Below are 18,089 nucleotides of genomic sequence, written 5' to 3'. Positions count from 1 at the left end.
GTGGAGGGCGTCGAAAATCGTCCGCGTCGCCATGAACTCGCGGATACGCATCGTTCCGATCAACGCTATCGACCCCCGATTTCTGGATCGGCTTGCTTTGTGTCTCGAAGAACGGTTTCTGTCGACCGCGCGAGTCGAGCGTGCACTGGTGCTTCCCCGCAGCGCGCTGAACGTCACGCGTCAACAGTTGTTTGCGACGACGCTAACGACCAAGGTGAAGCGTGCGCATCCCGACGGCGACGGCGTGCTGCTCGCAGTCACCGACTTCGACCTTTACAAAACGTCGCATCGGTTCATTTTCGGCGATGCCGACGACACCCAAGGTTTTGCCGCCGTTTCGTTGCATCGGCTGCGCTCGGATTTTTATGGCGAAGAAGCCGATACGAATCTGCTGTTTCAACGCGCGCTCAAGGAATCGGTGCACGAGCTCGGACATGCGTTTGGCCTCAAGCATTGTTACAACATGCGCTGCGCGATGTACTATTCTAACTCGATCTTCGAGACGGACAACAAAATGTCGCATTTTTGCGAAGCGTGCGACCGCCGCATCAACCGCGCGCGAAACGAACGGCAATAAACGCTAGCGCAGCACGCGCGCGTCGGCTAACGAAACGGTACGCACGATGCCGTTCTGCTCGAGGTTGAGTCCGCCGTCCCCCGAAAGTCCGATCGCGTTCGCCTCAAACGCATCCGTCGAACCATCCTCGAGCACGACGTAACGGCTTCCGCGAATTCCGGCAGCGCGTTCCCATCGTTCGGCGATCCGTTGCGGCCAGTCCAGTAGTCCGAGCGATGCGTCGTACGCGCGCAAGAGCGCGCCAAGCAACGCGCTACTGTCAACGGAAGTGGCGTCGTCGCAAAACGCCGGCGGTGGATCGACCGGCAAGGTGGAGGCGGGCCGGTGAACGTTGACGCCGGCTCCGCAAGCGATCCAGGCCTCCCCGCCGGTAACGCGCGACACGCATAGGATTCCAGCGACCTTTCGGCCGTCGAGTAACAGGTCGTTCGGCCATCGCAGCGCCGCCTCGACGCCTACCCTCGCCAGCGCCTCGCGCAACGCCAGACCCACCCAAAACGGCGCAGCCCACAGGCTAGACGCTGCAATCGGTCGCGGAAGAACCGTCGTAACGAGGAGCGCCGAGCCCGGGGCGTCGATCCACTCGCGCGCTTTGCGACCGCGACCCGCGGTCTGATGCCCGGCTACAATGCTGAAGCCGGCGTGACGGGGATCGCCCAAAAGTGAGGCTGCGTCGGCGTTGGTGCTGTCGGTTTGGTCGACGTACGCGATATCGCTAAACGCGGTTCCGGCCAGGTCGTGTGAAACGCGCGCGTACGCATGCGCTGGAGAATCCATGCGAGCGTCTAGCGTTGGCCGGGGGCCGCAGGCTTACCCCCGCGGGGGGCCGTATTGCGCGCTCCTATGGCAATCGAACGGACGCTCATTCTCTGCAAGCCCGACGCCGTTTCACGCGGGCTCATCGGTGAAATTACGACGCGCATCGAACGGCGCGGCTACATCGTTGCTGCGATGAAATTAATGCAGCTCGACGGCGATCGTGCGCGCGAGCATTACGGCGAGCATAAAGGTAAGCCGTTCTTCGACGGTCTCGTGTCGTTCATTACGAGCGGCCCGCTGGTGGCGCTTGCGGTCGAAGGCGAAGGCGCCGTCGACGGCTGCCGCCAGTTGATCGGCGCGACCAATCCGCTGACGGCCGCGCCGGGATCGATTCGTGCGGATTACGCCCAATCGATCGGTCGCAATCTCGTGCACGGGAGCGATTCGACCGCCAGCGCCGAGCGCGAACTCAAGATCTTTTTTAACGACAACGAATTCGTTTCACGGCGGCACGACATGGAGCGTTGGATCCGCGAGTGAGCGCGCCGCTCGAAACCCTCCGCGCCGGCGGCCGGCCGCTGATCGAGGGCGTGCACGCGCGCGAGGTACTCGATTCTCGTGGTAACCCGACCGTAGCGGTGACGGTCGCGACCAGTTTTGGCGCCGTCGAGGAAGCCATGGTTCCGTCGGGGGCGTCGACCGGCACGAACGAAGCGGTCGAACTTCGCGACGGCGATCCGAAACGCTACGGGGGCAAAGGCGTTCTAAACGCCGTTACTGCTGTTAACGACGAACTCGGTCCGGCGCTCGAAGGGCTCGACGCGACGTCGCAGCGCCAAATAGACGAGGCGCTCATCGAACTCGACGGCACGCCCAATAAATCGCGCGTCGGCGCGAATGCGACGCTCGGCGTTTCGCTGGCGGTGGCGCGAGCGGCTGCTGCAAGTTTATCGCTGCCCCTGTTTCGCTATCTCGGCGGCCCGTGCGCGGCGACGTTACCGACGCCGATGATGAACGTGATCAACGGCGGAAAACATGCCGAAGGTGCGTTACAATTTCAAGAGCTGATGATCGTTCCGCTCGGCGCAAAGACCGAAGCCGAAGCGGTTCGCTGCGGCGCCGAAGTTTTTCACGCGCTCGGAAAACTACTGCACGATCGCAACTTGCCGACACAGGTTGGCGATGAGGGCGGATATGCGCCCGCGCTCGAAACGCCGCAGCAGGCGCTCGATTTGATCGTCGCAGCCATCGACGTTGCCGGCTATCGCAGCGGCCAGGACGTTGCGATCGCCCTCGATCCGGCATCGTCCGAATTCTATCAAGACGGCAAATATTACGCCCTTACGAAAGATCGCGGGTTGGACGCCCACGGCATGATCGCGCTGTATCGCGAGTTATGCGACGTCTATCCGATCGTGTCGATCGAAGATGGATTAGCCGAAAACGACTGGAACGGCTGGCGTAAGCTAACCGAAGCGCTCGGCGATCGCGTGCAATTGGTTGGCGACGATATCTTCGTGACCAACGTGAAGTTCCTCGAACGCGGAATCGCCGAAGGCGTCGGCAACGCCATCTTGATCAAAGTCAATCAGATTGGAACGTTGACCGAAACGCTGGATGCCGTTTCGCTCGCACATACATCGGGATATGCGACGGTCATGTCACATCGGTCGGGCGAAACCGAGGACACCAGCATCGCGGATATCGCGGTGGGCGCCGGATCGACGCAGATCAAGACCGGGTCGCTATCGCGTAGCGAGCGCATCGCAAAGTACAACCGGCTCATGGCGATCGAAGCCGAACTCGGTTCGGCCGCACGCTACGCCGGCGCCTCGGCTTACCGCCGCCGCTAGGTTATTTCGCGTCGTGCAGGATGACGCCGAGCGTCGTCCTGCAGCCCGCACGCACGACCGAAACGCCGTGGCGAAATTGCGATCTTCCGCCCTTTGCGTTCGGACGAAACGCATTCGGAAAAATCACGGCATCGCCGAACTCCAGTGGCACGACGCGAGCGACGCTCTGCTTACGCGCTCGCGTTTCGTAGAGCACGAACTCTCCGCCGGCGAACTCGTCGTTCGGGTGGCTTAGCAAAACTGTTGCCTGGAACGGGAACGCAACGTCGCCGTAAACGTCTTGATGCAGCGCGTTAAAGTCGCCGGTCTCGTAGCGCAGTAAGAGCGGCGTCGGCCGCAGTTGACCTGCAGCCGCGCAGCGAGCGATCATTTCATCGAGCGTGGCCGGATAACGAGTGTCGGTTCCAAGGCGTTCGGCCCACTTGCCGGCGATCGGAGCCAGCGCGGCATACAGGTCCTCGCGTAGTTTTTGCACTGCCGCCGGAAGCGGGTACGCGAAATACCGGTACGTACCTCGACCGTAGCCGTGACGTTCCATCGAGATTGTCTTACGGAATGACGCTTCGTCGTCGAACCGCGCGCGCAGCGCCTCGGCCGCTTCCGGCCCTACCAGCCGGGGAACGAGCGCGAAACCGTCGGTATCGATTGCGTTCCGCAGAGCGTCGGTTTCCATCGTTTCCATATTACCGCAGAGACAGGGTCACGACCATCCGAATTCAGCTGTCAAATCGGCTCTCTCTCGATTCGAGCGCAAGCGTCGGAGTGTTGCTTGGCGCAACGCCGGTCATACTGACGGGGTCATGAACACAAGGAACGCACCTACGATGATGCTTGAAGACGACGCACGCTGGAAACGCGTATTGGCTCGCGACGCGAGCGCCGACGGCACGTTTTGGTACTCGGTGGCGACGACGAAGATCTTTTGCCGTCCATCCTGCCCATCGCGCGCCGCTAACCCGCGCAACGTCGCCTTCCACGCGTCGATCGCTGCTGCGAGGGCGGCTGGGTTTCGCCCGTGCCGGCGCTGCCGCCCGGATGGACGCTCGATCGCCGACGCGCGGGCTACGTTGATCGCGTCAATCTGCAGAACGATCGAACGTGCAGAAACGCCGCCGTCGCTGGCAGAACTGGCCGATGCGGCGCGTTTGAGCCCGAGCTATCTTCAGCGTACGTTCAAAGCCGTAACCGGCGTTTCACCGCGCGAATACGCGGCCGCGCATCGAACCGAGCGCGTTCGCGATTCGCTGCAGCAAAAATCTTCGGTAACCCAAGCGATTTTCGACGCGGGGTTCAATTCGAGCGGCCGCTTCTACGAACGGTCGACGCAGCTGCTCGGTATGACGCCCGCGCGTTATCGCGACGGTGGCGCCGGCGAAACCATCCGATTCGCGGTTGGAGAATCGCAACTCGGCTCGGTGTTGGTCGCGTCGAGCGCGCGCGGCGTCGTTGCGATTCTATTAGGCGACGATCCCGAGCAGCTCGTACGCGATTTGCAAGACCGCTTTGCGAGGGCGACGTTGGTTGGCGGGGACCGCGAGTACGAGCGTCTGGTCGCTCGCGTCGTCGGATTCGTCGAAAACCCGCGAATCGGCCTCGACCTGCCGCTCGATGTTCGCGGGACCGCGTTTCAACAACGCGTGTGGAACGCATTGCAGGCGATACCGGCCGGCAGTTCGGCTTCGTATTCGGAAATCGCATCGCGCATCGGCGCGCCAAAAGCTGCACGCGCCGTCGCGGCTGCATGTGCCGCGAACGCGTTGGCGGTGGCGATTCCATGCCATCGCGTCGTCCGCGCCGATGCAAGCGCCGGCGGCTACGCGTGGGGCGTTCATCGCAAGCAAATGTTGGCCGAGCGCGAACGCGCTTCGTGATCGATCTTTCTAGCGGATCGCCGTTGGTTGAGGGCATGACGCTGTATCGCGCGGCTGTTCCCGACGCCGACGCATTGTTCGAAGCGTTGCGTTGCGAGCTTGACGTGCGTCAAGAATTCTTGCAGTTTTTCGGCCGAGACGTTGCGATGCCGCGACTGACCGGCTGGTACGGCGATCCCGGCGGGACGTACACCTACAGCCGCTTGCGAAACGAACCGGTTGCTTGGACGCCGTCGCTGCGCCGTTTGCGCGACGAACTGCGCGATTCGCTGTGCATCGATGTAAATTCGTGTTTGGCCAACTGGTATCGCAACGGCGACGACTCGATGGGCTGGCATTCGGATCGAGAGCCCGAGCTTCGCGATGCGATCGTCTCGGTGACGTTAGGAGTCGAGCGCACGTTTCAACTGCGTGAAGGGCGGAAAGGTCCGCCTTTGTCGGTTGCCTTGCCGCACGGCAGCCTGCTCGTGATGACGGTCAAGAGCCAGCATCGTTACGCGCATCGAGTACCGAAAGAGCGTTGCACGGGCGAACGTCTAAATCTGACATTCAGGCGGGTTGTTTGAAGGAGCGAAAAATGCGCGTTCGAGTTCTGGCTTTCGGAATAGTAGCGAGCCTGCTCGTGGGATGCTCGGCGCTTCCGGCGTCGTCAACCAGCGGTCTCGATAACGCGAAACCGGCGTCTTTCGAGCGACCCGCAAAAAACGATTTACTGTACATTTCCGAGCAGCAGTCTGCCGAAGTCAACGTCTACGCCTATAGCGACGGGCATATCGGGCAGAAAGTTTTTGGCATGAACGCTTTCCGGAGTCCGAATGGGATGTGCACCAATAAAGACGGCGACGTTTTTATCACGGATAGCGGCTACAGCAAGATCTTCCGCTATCACCATGGCGGTAACGTCCCCTACCGGACGATTCACGAGCCCGGCATGGAAAGGGCCTCGAGTTGTTCGGTTAGTCCGGTCACCGCCGAACTCGCTGTGGCAAACCATCAGAATTGGCACGGAAACGTTCGCATCTTCCCCGCCGACAAGCACACGGGCAAAGCGTACAAGTTATCAAGAGTGGACACGCCGTTTTCACTCGCCTATGATAACCAAGGAAATCTATTCGTCACGAGTTCGCAGGGCCACTTGTACGAGCTTGCCTTGCACGGATCGGAGTTTGAGCAGCTCTCCATCAACGGAGGAACGCTGGAATATCCGCTCGGGATCGTATTCACCAACCCGTACTTACTGGTCGCGGCCGTAGGGAGTAACAACGAGGGTGTCGGGTACAAGATGACGGTTGCGAACGGGGTCGCGCAGGTGGACTCAATCATACCGTTCGCCGGTACCGAAGAAGCGCTAACACTCGCTTTTCGAGCGGGTAACGTCATCGTTCCAGACTTCTATCACGATGCGGTGCGCGTTTACAGCGCAAGCGACGGCACTCTTATTTCGTCGATTTCGGACCAAATCTTTAAGCCGTACAGCGCCGTCGTAAGCGAGCCTCCCCCCAAATAATCCGCATGGCTGCGGTTACGCTGTTTCGTCCGGTTGGCAAGGCCGAACTCGATTTGATCGAAGGGCTGGGGTTCCGCGCGTTCCCGCCTCGTCTTCCAGAACAACCGATTTTCTATCCCGTACTCAACGAGTCGTACGCCGTGCAAATTGCCCGCGACTGGAATGCTCGCGAGCCGGATGCTTTGGGCTTCGTAACGCGCTTCGATGTCGATGCGTCGTTTCTCGCTCGCTACGAGGTGCAGCAGGTGGGCGGGCGTGAGCATCTCGAGTATTGGATTCCAGCGGAAGATCTAGATGCGTTTAACGCGCACATCGTTGGGGAGATTGCGGTCGTCCGGCGTTTCGGATAGCCTGGCGCTGGGGCTGTGGGCGGAGGCTTGCGGCCGGGCGCGAAATGGTCATTGCTGCGGCATCGGCGGGGGCCTGTAGCTCAGCGGTAGAGCGGCCGGCTCATAACTGGTTGCGCGTAGGTTCGAATCCTACCAGGCCCAAACCTAAAACACTCGTCTACTCGGACAAACCGACGATTTAGCCCGCGCTTTTCGATGAAGTCAACGAGCTCATGGAGTTGTGTCCGAGCGCCGTTGATACCGTTTTTAGATCGGCAACGCTTTGCAAAAGCTATGCAGCATAACTGTGAATTTTTGGTTCTTCAGGGAGGCTCGAATCATGGCAATCGTCCGCGCCACTATGGCATCGTTACTGATCGCGTTCGCGCTTACAGCCGAGTTAACGCAGTCTCCATCGTTAGCAGCGGTCGCGGCAATTATGTCATCCCGTGTCGTCGGGTCGAGCAACACCGACTGTGAAGCCGCTCAGCGCTGGTTTGCCGCGCAGCCTGGTTCGCAACTCGCCCTGAACTCGACGAACAACTTTTACGGGAAGTCGGCGCGACCGCGCAAGCCGGATACCATACTCGACTATTCTGCGTTCCCGCTTTCGCACGACCAAGCTACATGGTACAAGACCATGAAGCACTACCCTAAGGGTGTTGGCAACGGGCGTTGCTTATCGGGCTTCTACGATTCGGCCCAGAAGACGGCGTTGATCTACTCTCAGTACGGCACGGCGTCCGACCTCACCGTGACCACGGTTTCTAACGCACCCACCGGACTCTCGATCCATCCGGCGCCCAACCAAACGCGAAATGGCGTGCGCGTCGGAATGACGGTTGCACAGGTCAAAGCGATCGACGGTCCGGGCACCTTCCGCTCGAACGGTGGCTACCAGCTACTCACGTACAATCAGGATTTTAAGACGTCGGCTAACGTTGCAGTCATCGCCTACTTGGGCTTCTTGTTCAGGGACGGCAGGCTTGTCGCCGTGGACGTTGGCGGCGGCGTCTGAGCGGCAACCCCTCGAAACAAGTCTGTGTCGTGGTACACGCTATGTCCGGTTTCGAACGGGTCTTCGCGACGATGGCGTCACCAGTTGGCACGTTAACGCTAACGGCGGCCGGTGACGCGCTAGTTGGGCTCTCGTTCGCGTCGAGCCGGCGCCCTAAGCGCGACAGCTGCGCCCACGAAGACGCCGCGCATCCGTTGTTGACGTTTGCTATCGGCCAACTGCGAGAATATTTTGCGGCCGAACGTCGCGCGTTCGATCTGCCGTTGCAGCTCGAAGGGACCGACTTTCAAAAGCGCGTGTGGAAGCAGTTGTTGCAGATTCCGTTCGGTGAAACGTGCAGCTATGGAGATATTGCGCACCGTTTGGGCGACCCGAAGCTGAGCCGCGCCGTGGGCCTCGCGAATGGAAGCAACCCCATCGCGATCGTCGTGCCGTGCCATCGCGTGATCGGCGCCTCCGGAAAGCTGACTGGATTCGGCGGCGGCTTGCATAGCAAGGCGGTCCTGCTCGATCTCGAGCGCCAGGAACCGGCCTTTGACTTTCTTCACACCGCCTCATAGGCCGGGCGGCGGAAAAGCGGGGTGGACTGCGAACCCCTGCCTACGCGGCGCCATCGTCTATCGGTTAGGACATCGCCCTTTCAAGGCGGAAAGACGGGTTCGATTCCCGTTGGCGCTACCATCCGCGAGGAGAACATTACGACGCGCGCCCGATCAGCTTGATACGGCCAACGGCTTTGCCTACACGACCGTTCAGGGCATCGAACATATCGACCGTCATCTGCATCCGCATCCATGACTCGGCGCTGAATCCCAGGGCTCGCTCAAAGCGAAGCGCAGAGTCCATCGTCACGGGCCGCTTCCCATGAATGATCTCGGACAAACGCGCGTTCGTGACGCCGATGTGTTTGGCAAAAGCCGTCTGTGTCAGACCGAGCGGTTCAAGAAACTCGCGCAGAAGAATCTCGCCCGGGGGTGTTGGCCGGCGCCGGCTTGGGATTGTCAATGGGCGGTACATTTTATCTCCTAACTGTGGTAGTCGGCAATCTCGACATCGACCGGGCCTGCCTCCGTCCAGCGAAAACAGATGCGGTATTGATCGTTGATGCGGATCGAGTGCTGGCCCGCTCGATTCCCGTGGAGTGCCTCCAGCCGATTTCCCGGCGGGATGCGGAGCTGCAGCAGGCTCACTGCTGCGTCCAGCAGCGTCAACTTGTCAATGGACTTCTGGCGCAAAGCGGCTGGGACGATTCTGCGCGCCGCCTTCGAAGCTACGCCGTTGTAGAGGTCGCGTGTTCCACGATCCGCGAAGTCCATGCGTGATATTATCACGTGGCGATAAAATCGTCAAGCGATAAAGCAGACCGACGTTTGTCTATCTGCATCCCAGTGGGATGCGTTGCACCAACGGGTTTAACGTTCCAATCTTGTCACAAATCTGTCGCGGAGCGGCCGAATCGCCCCGGTAAGGGTCGGAACCGGTTGGAACGGCGAAGCGCCGGAATCCTTATCAAATAAGCGTTTTTGTCACTGCTCGGGATCGGCCGGAACCGCAGGAGAGGGATTCGATTCCCGTTGGCGCTACCATGAAAAAGCCCATGGTCGTGGGCTTTTTTTTCATCCTCACCCGGTGAGTGGCACCGTTGTGGCACAGACGATCCTCGAACCGCGTTAAATGCCCGATCGACCGAGCCGTTTACGGCGTCAGAAAAATGATCGTTGATTTTTGACGCGGCCTCTTGCTGAAGCGATTCGACGGCGTGGGCGTAGATACGCGACGTGATCGCAGACGACTCATGGCCCAGCGCGCGCGAAACGGTCTGAAGATCAACGCCCGAAGCAAGAGCCATGGTGCTGAAAGAATGCCGTAAGCCGTGGAATGATATATGTGGAAGCTTTGAGCCCTTCACAAGGCGAGCGAATCGCAACGAAAAAGCGCCCGGCTCCCAAGGCGACCCGTCGCCACGAGTGAACACCCAGCCTTCTTCGTCGCGCCCGAGACCCAGCAACCAACCTGGTCTCGGCCTGGGCAATGTGTTCTCGGCGTAAGACTTCGATAACGAAAGACGGTAGCGAGATTGTCCGAGCGCTGCGTCTGGTTTTTGGAGGTTTGATACGTCTCGCTCCACTAACGCTTTCGATCGATCGTCTTACCGCTAAACGGCCTTCGTGAAGGTCGAGATCACTCCATCACAGGCCCAACAGTTCACGTCTTCTTAAACCGGTACCAACCGCGACGACTATCGGCGTATGTAGCTCCAAACCCTCAGCGGCGCGTAATAAGTCCGATAGAGCAGTCGGATCCAACACCTCCATCTCACGTTGCGCAAACCGGGGCGGCGGAACGGCATCAACCGGATTTCGAGCCAGCGCTCCCATCCGAATACCCCAGCGCATGATCGTCTTCAGAGTGTTGTAAATGTGCGCGACTGTGTGCCCTGATATACGTTCTTTGCGTTTTGGTCAGAACGAGGACCGGTCGCCCAGGCTGCCGGCAGTCGTTTCAACCTTCGATCAGCACGTGATCCGACTGAACGATCGACCGCCGGGCCCAGCCTGTTTACAGGACGGCCGGCTAAGCGTATGATTAGTCCAAATCGGTTCGCCGTCTCCCCATATGTAAGGCGCCCTCTCGCTGCAAGGAAAAGCACTATGAAAGCTTCGAATTTTTGCCGTTTCGCAACAGCTGTTTGCACGGTTTCTCTTTTTTTCACGGGGTGCGCCGGATCGCAGGGCCAGCCCGGTGCGCCACCAACGACGCAGCAGAATGCGGCTGCGCGTCCCAACGCGACGCTCACCGCTTTTACGGTAAAAGGACGCTTTATCTACCTTAGCAAGAACGGGGCATCGGCCAAAAAGTTCTTCGTCAAGGGCGTTGACTATGGACCGACGCCCATCGGTGCGTACCCTTGGGGCGCGCCGCTCATGAACGATCCGCTTCGTAACGCCAACTCGGAAATCTGGGAGCGCGACCTGTCGTTGTTGCACGCAATGAAAGCCAACGCCATCCGGGTCTACAACGTCGTGCCGCCGCCGTACGACAAAGATACCGGACCAATTTCCAACTTCCTCGATGCAGCGTGGGGCGATGGAAGCGATCCGATTTATGCGCTCCTCACCATCTACTTCGACGGTAGCGCATTGGACAACGACGCCTCTGCAAAAGACCTGGCCACGCAGTATTATGATATGGACAAGAAGTACGCATTGTATCCCGCCGTGATGGGCGTGACCATTAGCAACGAGATCTTCCATGCGCCGTCATGGACCAACGCTCACTGGTGGAATAATTTCAACGAGGTCGCGAAGGCCGCAAAGGCCGGCTTCGCGGCCGGTGGAAATGCAAACAAAATCATCGCAACGTCTAACCACGACTCGGTCGATCCCACCGGCAAAATACTGCTCGTTATTCACTACGGTGAGCTTTACCACGCGCAAGTCGATGTATGGGGCGACAACCCGTATCGTGGCCGCTCATTTGGCCAGGGCCCATCGGGTTTGTTCACACAGATTCGTAAGGAAACGACGAAGCCCGTTCTGCTAACGGAATACGGTGCGCCGGCCTCCTATCACCCCGATTGGTCAAACACCTACAAGTATCCGAAGAATCTTAACGGCCCGGGCAGCTGTAATCCGACGCAGCCAAGTGGTCCGGTAAACCGCAACGCCGCAGAATTGCCGGCCTCAGGCAATCCAGGGATCGACGGCATGGTCGACCTCGTTTCGAATAACTCCAAGCTCATCTCCGATGGATACAACGAGGACGGTGTAGTGTCGGGCGGATTTTACTTTGAGTGGACCGACGAGTGGTGGAAAGCGGATAGTAACAATCCAGCTTATGCGAGCGAGCATGTGGGCGACCGGGTGTTCACGGGCCATTTCCCCGGATGCGCCTACGACCACGCCTGGTTCGGCCTCAACGCGATCTCGCCAGGCAGCAAGAAGTTTCTCGACACGTTAACTGCTCGCCCGACCGTAGAAGCGCTCAAAGATGCGTGGGAGCTAGAGAAGTAAGCTTACACGCCGCCGCCGACGTCCATGGCCACGTCGGCGGGCGTTGTAAAAACTCTGATCGTACGACGCCATTCTTTGTTAGGTTGGGCGCCGAATGGATCGGGAGGCCGGTGGGCGCGCTAGAAGCGATGATTTAAAACTGGGGAATGATGCACGAAGAAGCAGAGCGGCTCGTTAGGGCGCTTGAACTCAAACCTCATCCGGAAGGCGGATTTTACTGCGAAGTGTATCGGAGCGATATTGCAGTGGCGACATCCGAAGCCAGGCGAAATGCCGTTACGTCGATTTACTATCTGCTTCCGATGACACGTTCTCAGCATTCCATCGTTTGAATCCGATGAGATCTGGTATTATTATCGCGGCTCGCCAATCTCGATAGAGATCATCGAAAGTGATGGCCATCACCGCCGGCTCGTCGTTGGGAGCGTTGGCGCTACCACAAAACCTGAAGCGATTCGACGACGTGGGCGTAGATGCGACGTGATAGTACACGCCACATGGCCTAGTCCTCGTGACGCGGTTTCCACGGGTCGGTGAATCGCAACGAAATGCGAGTGGCTCCCAAGGAGTTCATCGGAACGATTGAACCTCAAATCTTCTTCGTCGCGGCCAAGGTGTTACTCTAAGCGGCGTTCAGATCGGTCCCGATGCGTCGCGTTCGAACAGCCTGTAGAAAGTTTAGCATGCTTCTCCGGCGAAAGGAATCGCCATGAGCGAGCGACGCGGATTTTCTGTAGCGCTGTTTTCGACCGCAGCGATGATACTGAGTGCATGTTCAGGCGCAGGGTCGCCACTCGCGCACGAACTGTGGGCGACAGCTCCCGCAAACGCGCGAACTGACCTGCCACCCCAGCTCTTGTACGTCTCGGATAAGAAGGCGAACGTCGTCAATGTTTTTGAGGCCGCGGCTCCGTACGCTCCGGCCGGCACGATCACGTCTGGTCTGGTTGCGCCGGCCGGTGTATCCCTAGACGGACACAAACTTCTGGTTGCGAACGAAGATGACGTCGTGGAATACGAAAGCGGCGCGACCTCGCCGAGCTTTACGTATTCGGACGGCCTTAAGTATCCGATCGACGTTTTATCCGACGACGGTCAAATCTACGTCGCCGATATCACGAAGAAAGCGATTGTTGTTTTCCCGCGCGGAAAAAACAAAGCGAAGGAAACTATTTCGTTGCCGAGTTCTCCGTACGCAATAGCGATCGGCGGAGGAGGAAACATCTACGTGGCTGCCGTCGGCACCAGCGGTTCGGCGGTATTTGAAATACCGCGTGGCTCGTCGACGCCGCAGAACTTGAATCTCAAGTTCGGCAGCCAAAACGCTTCGGTGATCGAGGGTATCGCGGTCGACGAAGCCGGCAACATCGTGGTTGCGGACAACTTGCCTGGCGTTTCTCGCGCGCAGATCGAGATTTTCGCTGCAGGCAGCAGTAACGCGGCGGCGACGTATAAGGTCTCGTACATTATGCGTAACATCGCGTTGGACCGCCCGCAAAACCACCTATTCGTTGCAGCGGCTCACCCGATTACGAGCGGCGGACCGACGGCGCTGTATGCGTTTCATTACAGTTCGGAAAAGCTGACGCTCAAAGACGACGGCACTGTCGCGAGCGCTTGCTCCAAGCAATGCTGGGGAGTTGTTACCGGGCCATAGCGCTACGCGCAAGAGTTGCAGACCGCGGTCCGAGCCGAAGCGCAAAAAAAAATTTGGCTCGACGACATACCGCGAGGGCCAATCACGGAATAGTCCTCACTACTACCCAAAGGGGGCACACGCATGCGTCTTTCCGCTTCGGCCAAACGCGTACTCGGCATTACGGCTGTTGGCGCGATCCTTGCCGCTTGTAGCGGCGTGTCGCAGGTAGCTCCCGTAGGCCCGGCAACGGGCATTCAAAACCCGCAGTCGTCAGCACGCGTCAGCCTGATTCCACACGGAATGCGGACCAGAGGACCGATGCCCTTTTTCGGCAAGCCCGCGCCAGCCACGGCCAAGCGCGGCATCTACGTTAGCCAAGTCGCCGGCTCGAACATCCTCGGCTACAAGAAGGGACAGCGATCCAACGATCCCGCCATCTGCACCGTCCCCTTCTCGATCGGCTCCGTCAACAACGTTGCCGTTGACGGCGCGGGCAACCTGATCGACCCCGATGGCGCAGCCGGGGCGATTATCATCGGGCAGGGTCCGAACATGTGTGGAGCCGAGGCGGCGATGATCAGCGACCCATACGGGCAGCCGGTCGACGCAAGCAGTGCCAACGCGTTGACTGGGAAGATTGCGGTAGCGAACACGTTCGATAATGGCAGCACGCCCGGCAGCATCTCGGTTTGCACCGTTTCTGCCGGCTGCAAGAAGAATCTTACGAACCCGGCCATGGATGGAGTCGCCGCCGTCGCGCTGGATAACCAAGGCAACTGCTGGGCCGATGGCATTAATCCATCGATTCAGGCTACCTTGACATACTTCGCCGGCTGCAGCGGAGGCGGCGTTCAGACGACCGGATTCACCAACTCGGGTCCCGGCGGGATCGATATCGACGCGTCGGGCAACCTCGTCACGATCGACGTCAGGGGCGGCGGTAGTTCGGGCACCGGCGTAGTGGACGTCTATTCAGGCTGCAAGCCGGCCTGCAAGCTGCTGAGTTCGACGCCGCTAATCGCTCCCGCCATCTACGGCCATCTCAATAGTCTGCACAATAATAAACTTGCAGTCGCCGACTTCGACAACGGCCAAATCGACATATACAGCTACAGCCCGACCGGCGGCGTCACCTACCTCTATAGCTTTAACGACGGCCTTTCGGCGAATCTCTTCGTTGAAGGCGTTGCCTACAACAAACGCTCGCCGCAATAGCGCGGACGCTACGACGGCTCGCGCTAAACGCGAACGCGCTCCCGCGTAAATTCTCACCCTCCTCGACGAGCAGTCCCGAAGCGCGGCCGTGCTCGGGCTCGGAGCGCGACTTTCTAGCCTTTGGTCACGAGTGGCACGCTGCGACGGTCGCAAGCGAGGATCCTCAATCCGCGGACTCTGGAATCCATAAGCGCAGGAACCAATTTCTGAAGAACAGAATTCCGCGGTTGGGCCCAACCGCGCCGCGTGTCGCGAAAACCCCGACGCTACTGCTTAAGGAGTTAGTGATGCATCACGATCACAAAGAAACGAAACTCGTGGACGGCGTTCTCTACCCGAGCTTGGCCGATGTTCGAAAAGCTGTGGATCGAATCCAAAAGGAAATTAAATCGCACTCGAAGTTTTCTGACGAGCTGAAAGCGAACCCGCGAGCAGTTCTTGGAGCTTTCGGTATCAGCGAAGATGTCCAGAACGAGCTACTTAGTGACATGGCTCTTGAAACTCATGAAGACTGTTACATAACCTGTACCACGACTTGTTGGTTTACGAGATGCGTGATCACGACTATACACATCTCCTAAGGGAAATCAACTAAAGCGTCGCATCCGTGCAGCCCCTGCATGGCATAGTCGAGCCTGCTCTGGAATATACGGACGCATTACAATCGCTACTCGACAGTCTCGACTGCTCGTGGCGCGTCCATTCGCGTCGGTCTGGCAATCTTTGTTGGTATCAAGTCGAATGCCAAGGCAGAGCGCTCCCAAGCCAGGGTTGGAAGATCCATATCAGCGCTTCGACAGCCGACGCCAATGGTCTGAACTCGTCGATCGTTCCTTGGTTGATCGAGCAGCGCGCAACGTTCAAGATTTTAGCAGATCGTAATTCAATCTTTTGCGTAAATTCGGGCCAGTTTGGCGCGACGCAGACCGGAAAGATCATTACCGTTTATCCGGGCAGCGATGACGACGCGGCGCGCCTGGCGATGGCATTAGACGATCTCTGGCCAAGCAGCACCGGCCCAGCCGTTCCCTCGGATCTCGCGGTTCGTCCGGGAGGGTCCGTTTTTGTTCGATACGGGAGTTTTACGGGTGAAACGGTCGTCGACCGCTTCGGCAAAAATGTTCCTTCGATACACGACGAGCTCGGCAGAATCAATGAAGACGTTCGCAGTGTGGACGGGCGGCAACCGAACTGGGCGACGCCGCCAATCACCGGTTTAGTTCCCGCCGTTCCGGATATGTCGGCCTCCTTGTCGATTGGAAGCGATTCGTATCTGCCGCTGATGCTGCTTCACCGCTCAGCTCTGGGCAACGTATTGTTGGGTCTTCGGCTATCAGATGGTAAAGAGGTCTTACTGAAGGTACGACGCCGAGGCGTTGGCGTCGGTAAGTCGGAAAATTTCCAGACGGTAGGACTGGGACAAGAATTCGCAGTTTTGCAAAAGCTGCAGCCGTTCGACGAGTTGGCGCCGCTCCCGGTCGACTATTCTTGCGATCGTGATTTCGCAATCCTCGTAACGGAGTACGTAGAGGGCCGGCATTACCTGGAATTAGACTTTGAAACACAAGTGCGTGCGCTGTCGTGGTTGGCTTTGCGGATTGCTCAACTCCACTCGGTCGGATTCATTCACGGCGATGTCAAGTTGGCTAACGTGATCGCTAGAGAGTCGAACGTTCGCCTCGTCGATTTTGAGCTGTCCGTACCGATCGATTCGAAAGTTGGCGAGTCGAGAGGAACGGTCGGTTATCTCGCACCCGAAGCCGCCGATCGTAGAACGCCGGCAATGGATGTCTACGCATTGGGAGTTTGCGCCGCGCACGTTTTTCTAAAAATTGATCCGGCCGGATTAGCAATCGGTGGCGGACGCATCGTGGGACTCCTGCAACAACTCGGGTATCCACAGGCAGTCCGAGTTGTAAGAGAACTGTTGCAACTCGACGCTTCACGTCGCCCGAGCGCGGCCGAAGCAGCCATTCGGTTACGGGATCTCACGCCGTCGAGCGTTCAACGGACGCGGGGTCGCGACCGACGTACGCGCTGGTGTCTACGCAGCGCCGTCGAAGCAGGTGTAGCCACACGGCGCTACCGGCGAGACATGGGTAACGGGTGCGTTTGGAAAAGTGAAACTGACCAAGATGCGGCTCCCCTACATGGGATAAACATAGGAAGCGCCGGGATTCTTCTGGGTCTCATGACGATCGACGAGGCGTGCCGCACTCGCATTTTTGACGAGGATATCATTCGTGGAGCACAGCATCTCGAAAGCCGGGAACCCGAACCAAACGCGAACGGGTTCTTCACGGGAAATGCTGGAGTTGCAGTCGCGCTTGCCGTAGCCGGTAAGCGATTTCGGAAGCCGGCCTTTATAGCCGCGGCGCACAAATATTTGTCGAAGAGCCTGACCGTCGAAGGGGACTTCGATTTGTTCTCTGGAAGCGCGGGCGTCCTTTGGGCCGGTTGTTTGCTCGCGCAAATTCTCGACGATCGCAACCTACTCGATCGTGCCGCGCCTTGCGCGAAGAGCTTGATCGAAAACGCTTCATTACAAGATAAGCTCTACGTTTGGCCGAGTTGCGACGCAAACGAGCCGCCGCTCACTGGTGCGGCGCACGGATCGGCTGGGATCGCCCTGGCGTTGTCGATCTGGGGGAAGGCGACCGGCGAGTCCGATGCGACCGACCTTGCGATCGAAACGTTCGACCGCCTGTATCGCTTCGGTCGCGTGCGAGGAGGATCGGCGCTTCGACATCGAGTTGGTAAAAGCGATGCTGCCGTCATGGTGCCGTCATGGTGCCATGGAGTCGCCGGATATCTCTGGTGTATGCTGTCCGCACTCGGCGACGACGAACAACTGAAGCGCGCAATCGATTGGTGTGTGGATCTGTGCTCGAGTACGAGATCGATTGGAAGCCCTGTGTACTGTCACGGGATAGCCGGCGAACTTGAACTATGGCGTCTGGTAGAAAAATATCCGCGCTTGTATCAAAGAGCATCGGGCAGAAGCCGAACCGCGGCAAACGTGCTCCGCTTGCAACTTCAACGAACCGGCGGCTTGAGTATTTGGGCTTCCGAAGATCCTAGGCGCCTCACCCCCGATTTATGGGTAGGCTTTCTGGGCCCAGCTACGGCTCTCGCCCTCTATTCACAAAACAAGCCCGTGCCGTTGTTATCGGGAACGTGGCTAACGACGTGCGCTAGCGACTACTACGGCACGTGAGGATTTCAGAACGACATTCGACTATCCCAATAGGGTCTTCCGTAGTCGCAGTCGTCGGTGCCTTCGATCCGCTGTCGGATGCTCATTTCGA

The 18,089-nt window shown here is 58.8% G+C and carries 17 protein-coding genes and 2 tRNA genes; 15 read left to right on the top strand and 4 right to left on the bottom strand.

Translation table 11 applies throughout. From position 1 onward, the window contains the following. The first annotated feature begins 31 nt into the window (after nucleotides 1-31). Nucleotides 32-577 carry an archaemetzincin family Zn-dependent metalloprotease gene (locus tag VGF98_10310; GenBank protein HEY1682017.1) on the top strand — a complete coding sequence of 182 codons (546 nt, stop codon included), beginning with the start codon at nucleotides 32-34 and terminating at the stop codon, nucleotides 575-577. A 3-nt stretch (nucleotides 578-580) separates the two neighbouring features. Here the strand turns inward: VGF98_10310 and VGF98_10305 are convergent, their stop codons facing one another. Next, complete coding sequence (locus VGF98_10305) at nucleotides 581-1,354, bottom strand: biotin--[acetyl-CoA-carboxylase] ligase (protein HEY1682016.1); 774 nt, start codon at nucleotides 1,352-1,354, stop codon at nucleotides 581-583. 66 nt (nucleotides 1,355-1,420) lie between these two features. On the opposite strand from VGF98_10305, the gene ndk reads away from it, so the two are divergent. Then, entirely contained in the window at nucleotides 1,421-1,876 is a 456-nt protein-coding gene (gene ndk, locus VGF98_10300; protein ID HEY1682015.1) for a nucleoside-diphosphate kinase, read from the top strand. A 38-nt stretch (nucleotides 1,877-1,914) separates the two neighbouring features. Next, nucleotides 1,915-3,189, top strand: coding sequence for a phosphopyruvate hydratase (gene eno, locus VGF98_10295; GenBank protein HEY1682014.1), 1,275 nt, complete (start codon nucleotides 1,915-1,917; stop codon nucleotides 3,187-3,189). Nucleotide 3,190: 1 nt separating this feature from the next. Here eno and VGF98_10290 read toward each other — a convergent pair whose 3' ends face one another. Next, nucleotides 3,191-3,862, bottom strand: a complete 672-nt coding sequence (locus tag VGF98_10290) for a 2OG-Fe(II) oxygenase (protein ID HEY1682013.1) — start codon at nucleotides 3,860-3,862, stop codon at nucleotides 3,191-3,193. Between the two features lie 151 nt (nucleotides 3,863-4,013). Between VGF98_10290 and ada the strand changes: the two genes are divergently transcribed. The 8 genes from ada (at nucleotide 4,014) to VGF98_10250 (ending at nucleotide 8,595) form a co-directional block, all read left to right on the top strand. Then, complete coding sequence (gene ada / locus VGF98_10285; protein ID HEY1682012.1) at nucleotides 4,014-5,060, top strand: bifunctional DNA-binding transcriptional regulator/O6-methylguanine-DNA methyltransferase Ada; 1,047 nt, start codon at nucleotides 4,014-4,016, stop codon at nucleotides 5,058-5,060. Beyond that, complete coding sequence (locus VGF98_10280) at nucleotides 5,057-5,626, top strand: alpha-ketoglutarate-dependent dioxygenase AlkB (protein HEY1682011.1); 570 nt, start codon at nucleotides 5,057-5,059, stop codon at nucleotides 5,624-5,626. The genes ada and VGF98_10280 overlap by 4 nt, the downstream gene beginning before the upstream one ends. A gap of 11 nt (nucleotides 5,627-5,637) precedes the next feature. Next, on the top strand, nucleotides 5,638-6,567 hold the full coding sequence (locus VGF98_10275) for a hypothetical protein (protein HEY1682010.1): 930 nt from the start codon (nucleotides 5,638-5,640) through the stop codon (nucleotides 6,565-6,567). A 5-nt stretch (nucleotides 6,568-6,572) separates the two neighbouring features. Further along, nucleotides 6,573-6,917 (top strand): hypothetical protein, encoded by a 345-nt coding sequence (locus VGF98_10270; protein HEY1682009.1) that lies wholly within the window; start codon nucleotides 6,573-6,575, stop codon nucleotides 6,915-6,917. Between the two features lie 69 nt (nucleotides 6,918-6,986). Beyond that, nucleotides 6,987-7,058: transfer RNA gene (locus VGF98_10265), tRNA-Ile, on the top strand. A gap of 178 nt (nucleotides 7,059-7,236) precedes the next feature. Next, the gene (locus tag VGF98_10260) at nucleotides 7,237-7,914 is read left to right on the top strand and encodes a hypothetical protein (protein ID HEY1682008.1); all 678 of its coding nucleotides are present in this window, start codon (nucleotides 7,237-7,239) and stop codon (nucleotides 7,912-7,914) included. 71 nt (nucleotides 7,915-7,985) lie between these two features. Continuing rightward, nucleotides 7,986-8,474 (top strand): methylated-DNA--[protein]-cysteine S-methyltransferase, encoded by a 489-nt coding sequence (locus tag VGF98_10255; protein ID HEY1682007.1) that lies wholly within the window; start codon nucleotides 7,986-7,988, stop codon nucleotides 8,472-8,474. 46 nt (nucleotides 8,475-8,520) lie between these two features. After that, nucleotides 8,521-8,595: transfer RNA gene (locus VGF98_10250), tRNA-Glu, on the top strand. Nucleotides 8,596-8,610: 15 nt separating this feature from the next. Here the strand turns inward: VGF98_10250 and VGF98_10245 are convergent. Both VGF98_10245 and VGF98_10240 read right to left on the bottom strand, forming a co-directional pair. Continuing rightward, complete coding sequence (locus VGF98_10245) at nucleotides 8,611-8,931, bottom strand: HigA family addiction module antitoxin (GenBank protein ID HEY1682006.1); 321 nt, start codon at nucleotides 8,929-8,931, stop codon at nucleotides 8,611-8,613. Between the two features lie 8 nt (nucleotides 8,932-8,939). Then, nucleotides 8,940-9,230 (bottom strand): type II toxin-antitoxin system RelE/ParE family toxin, encoded by a 291-nt coding sequence (locus VGF98_10240; protein HEY1682005.1) that lies wholly within the window; start codon nucleotides 9,228-9,230, stop codon nucleotides 8,940-8,942. Between the two features lie 1,335 nt (nucleotides 9,231-10,565). On the opposite strand from VGF98_10240, the gene VGF98_10235 reads away from it, so the two are divergent. The 4 genes from VGF98_10235 to VGF98_10220 all read left to right on the top strand — a co-directional run bounded on the left by VGF98_10235 (nucleotide 10,566) and on the right by VGF98_10220 (nucleotide 17,998). Then, on the top strand, nucleotides 10,566-11,927 hold the full coding sequence (locus tag VGF98_10235) for a hypothetical protein (protein HEY1682004.1): 1,362 nt from the start codon (nucleotides 10,566-10,568) through the stop codon (nucleotides 11,925-11,927). 709 nt (nucleotides 11,928-12,636) lie between these two features. Beyond that, nucleotides 12,637-13,584 (top strand): hypothetical protein, encoded by a 948-nt coding sequence (locus tag VGF98_10230; GenBank protein HEY1682003.1) that lies wholly within the window; start codon nucleotides 12,637-12,639, stop codon nucleotides 13,582-13,584. A gap of 123 nt (nucleotides 13,585-13,707) precedes the next feature. After that, a complete protein-coding gene (locus VGF98_10225) occupies nucleotides 13,708-14,781 on the top strand; it encodes a hypothetical protein (protein HEY1682002.1) in 1,074 nt (357 codons plus the stop codon). Nucleotides 14,782-15,619: 838 nt separating this feature from the next. Continuing rightward, nucleotides 15,620-17,998 (top strand): lanthionine synthetase LanC family protein, encoded by a 2,379-nt coding sequence (locus VGF98_10220; GenBank protein HEY1682001.1) that lies wholly within the window; start codon nucleotides 15,620-15,622, stop codon nucleotides 17,996-17,998. Nucleotides 17,999-18,089: the final 91 nt, after the last annotated feature.

Source organism: Candidatus Tumulicola sp., from assembly GCA_036490475.1.
Taxonomy (GTDB): domain Bacteria; phylum Vulcanimicrobiota; class Vulcanimicrobiia; order Vulcanimicrobiales; family Vulcanimicrobiaceae; genus Tumulicola.
The sequence above is the reverse complement of the archived record's forward strand: the minus strand, read 5'-3'. Positions and strand labels throughout refer to the sequence as shown.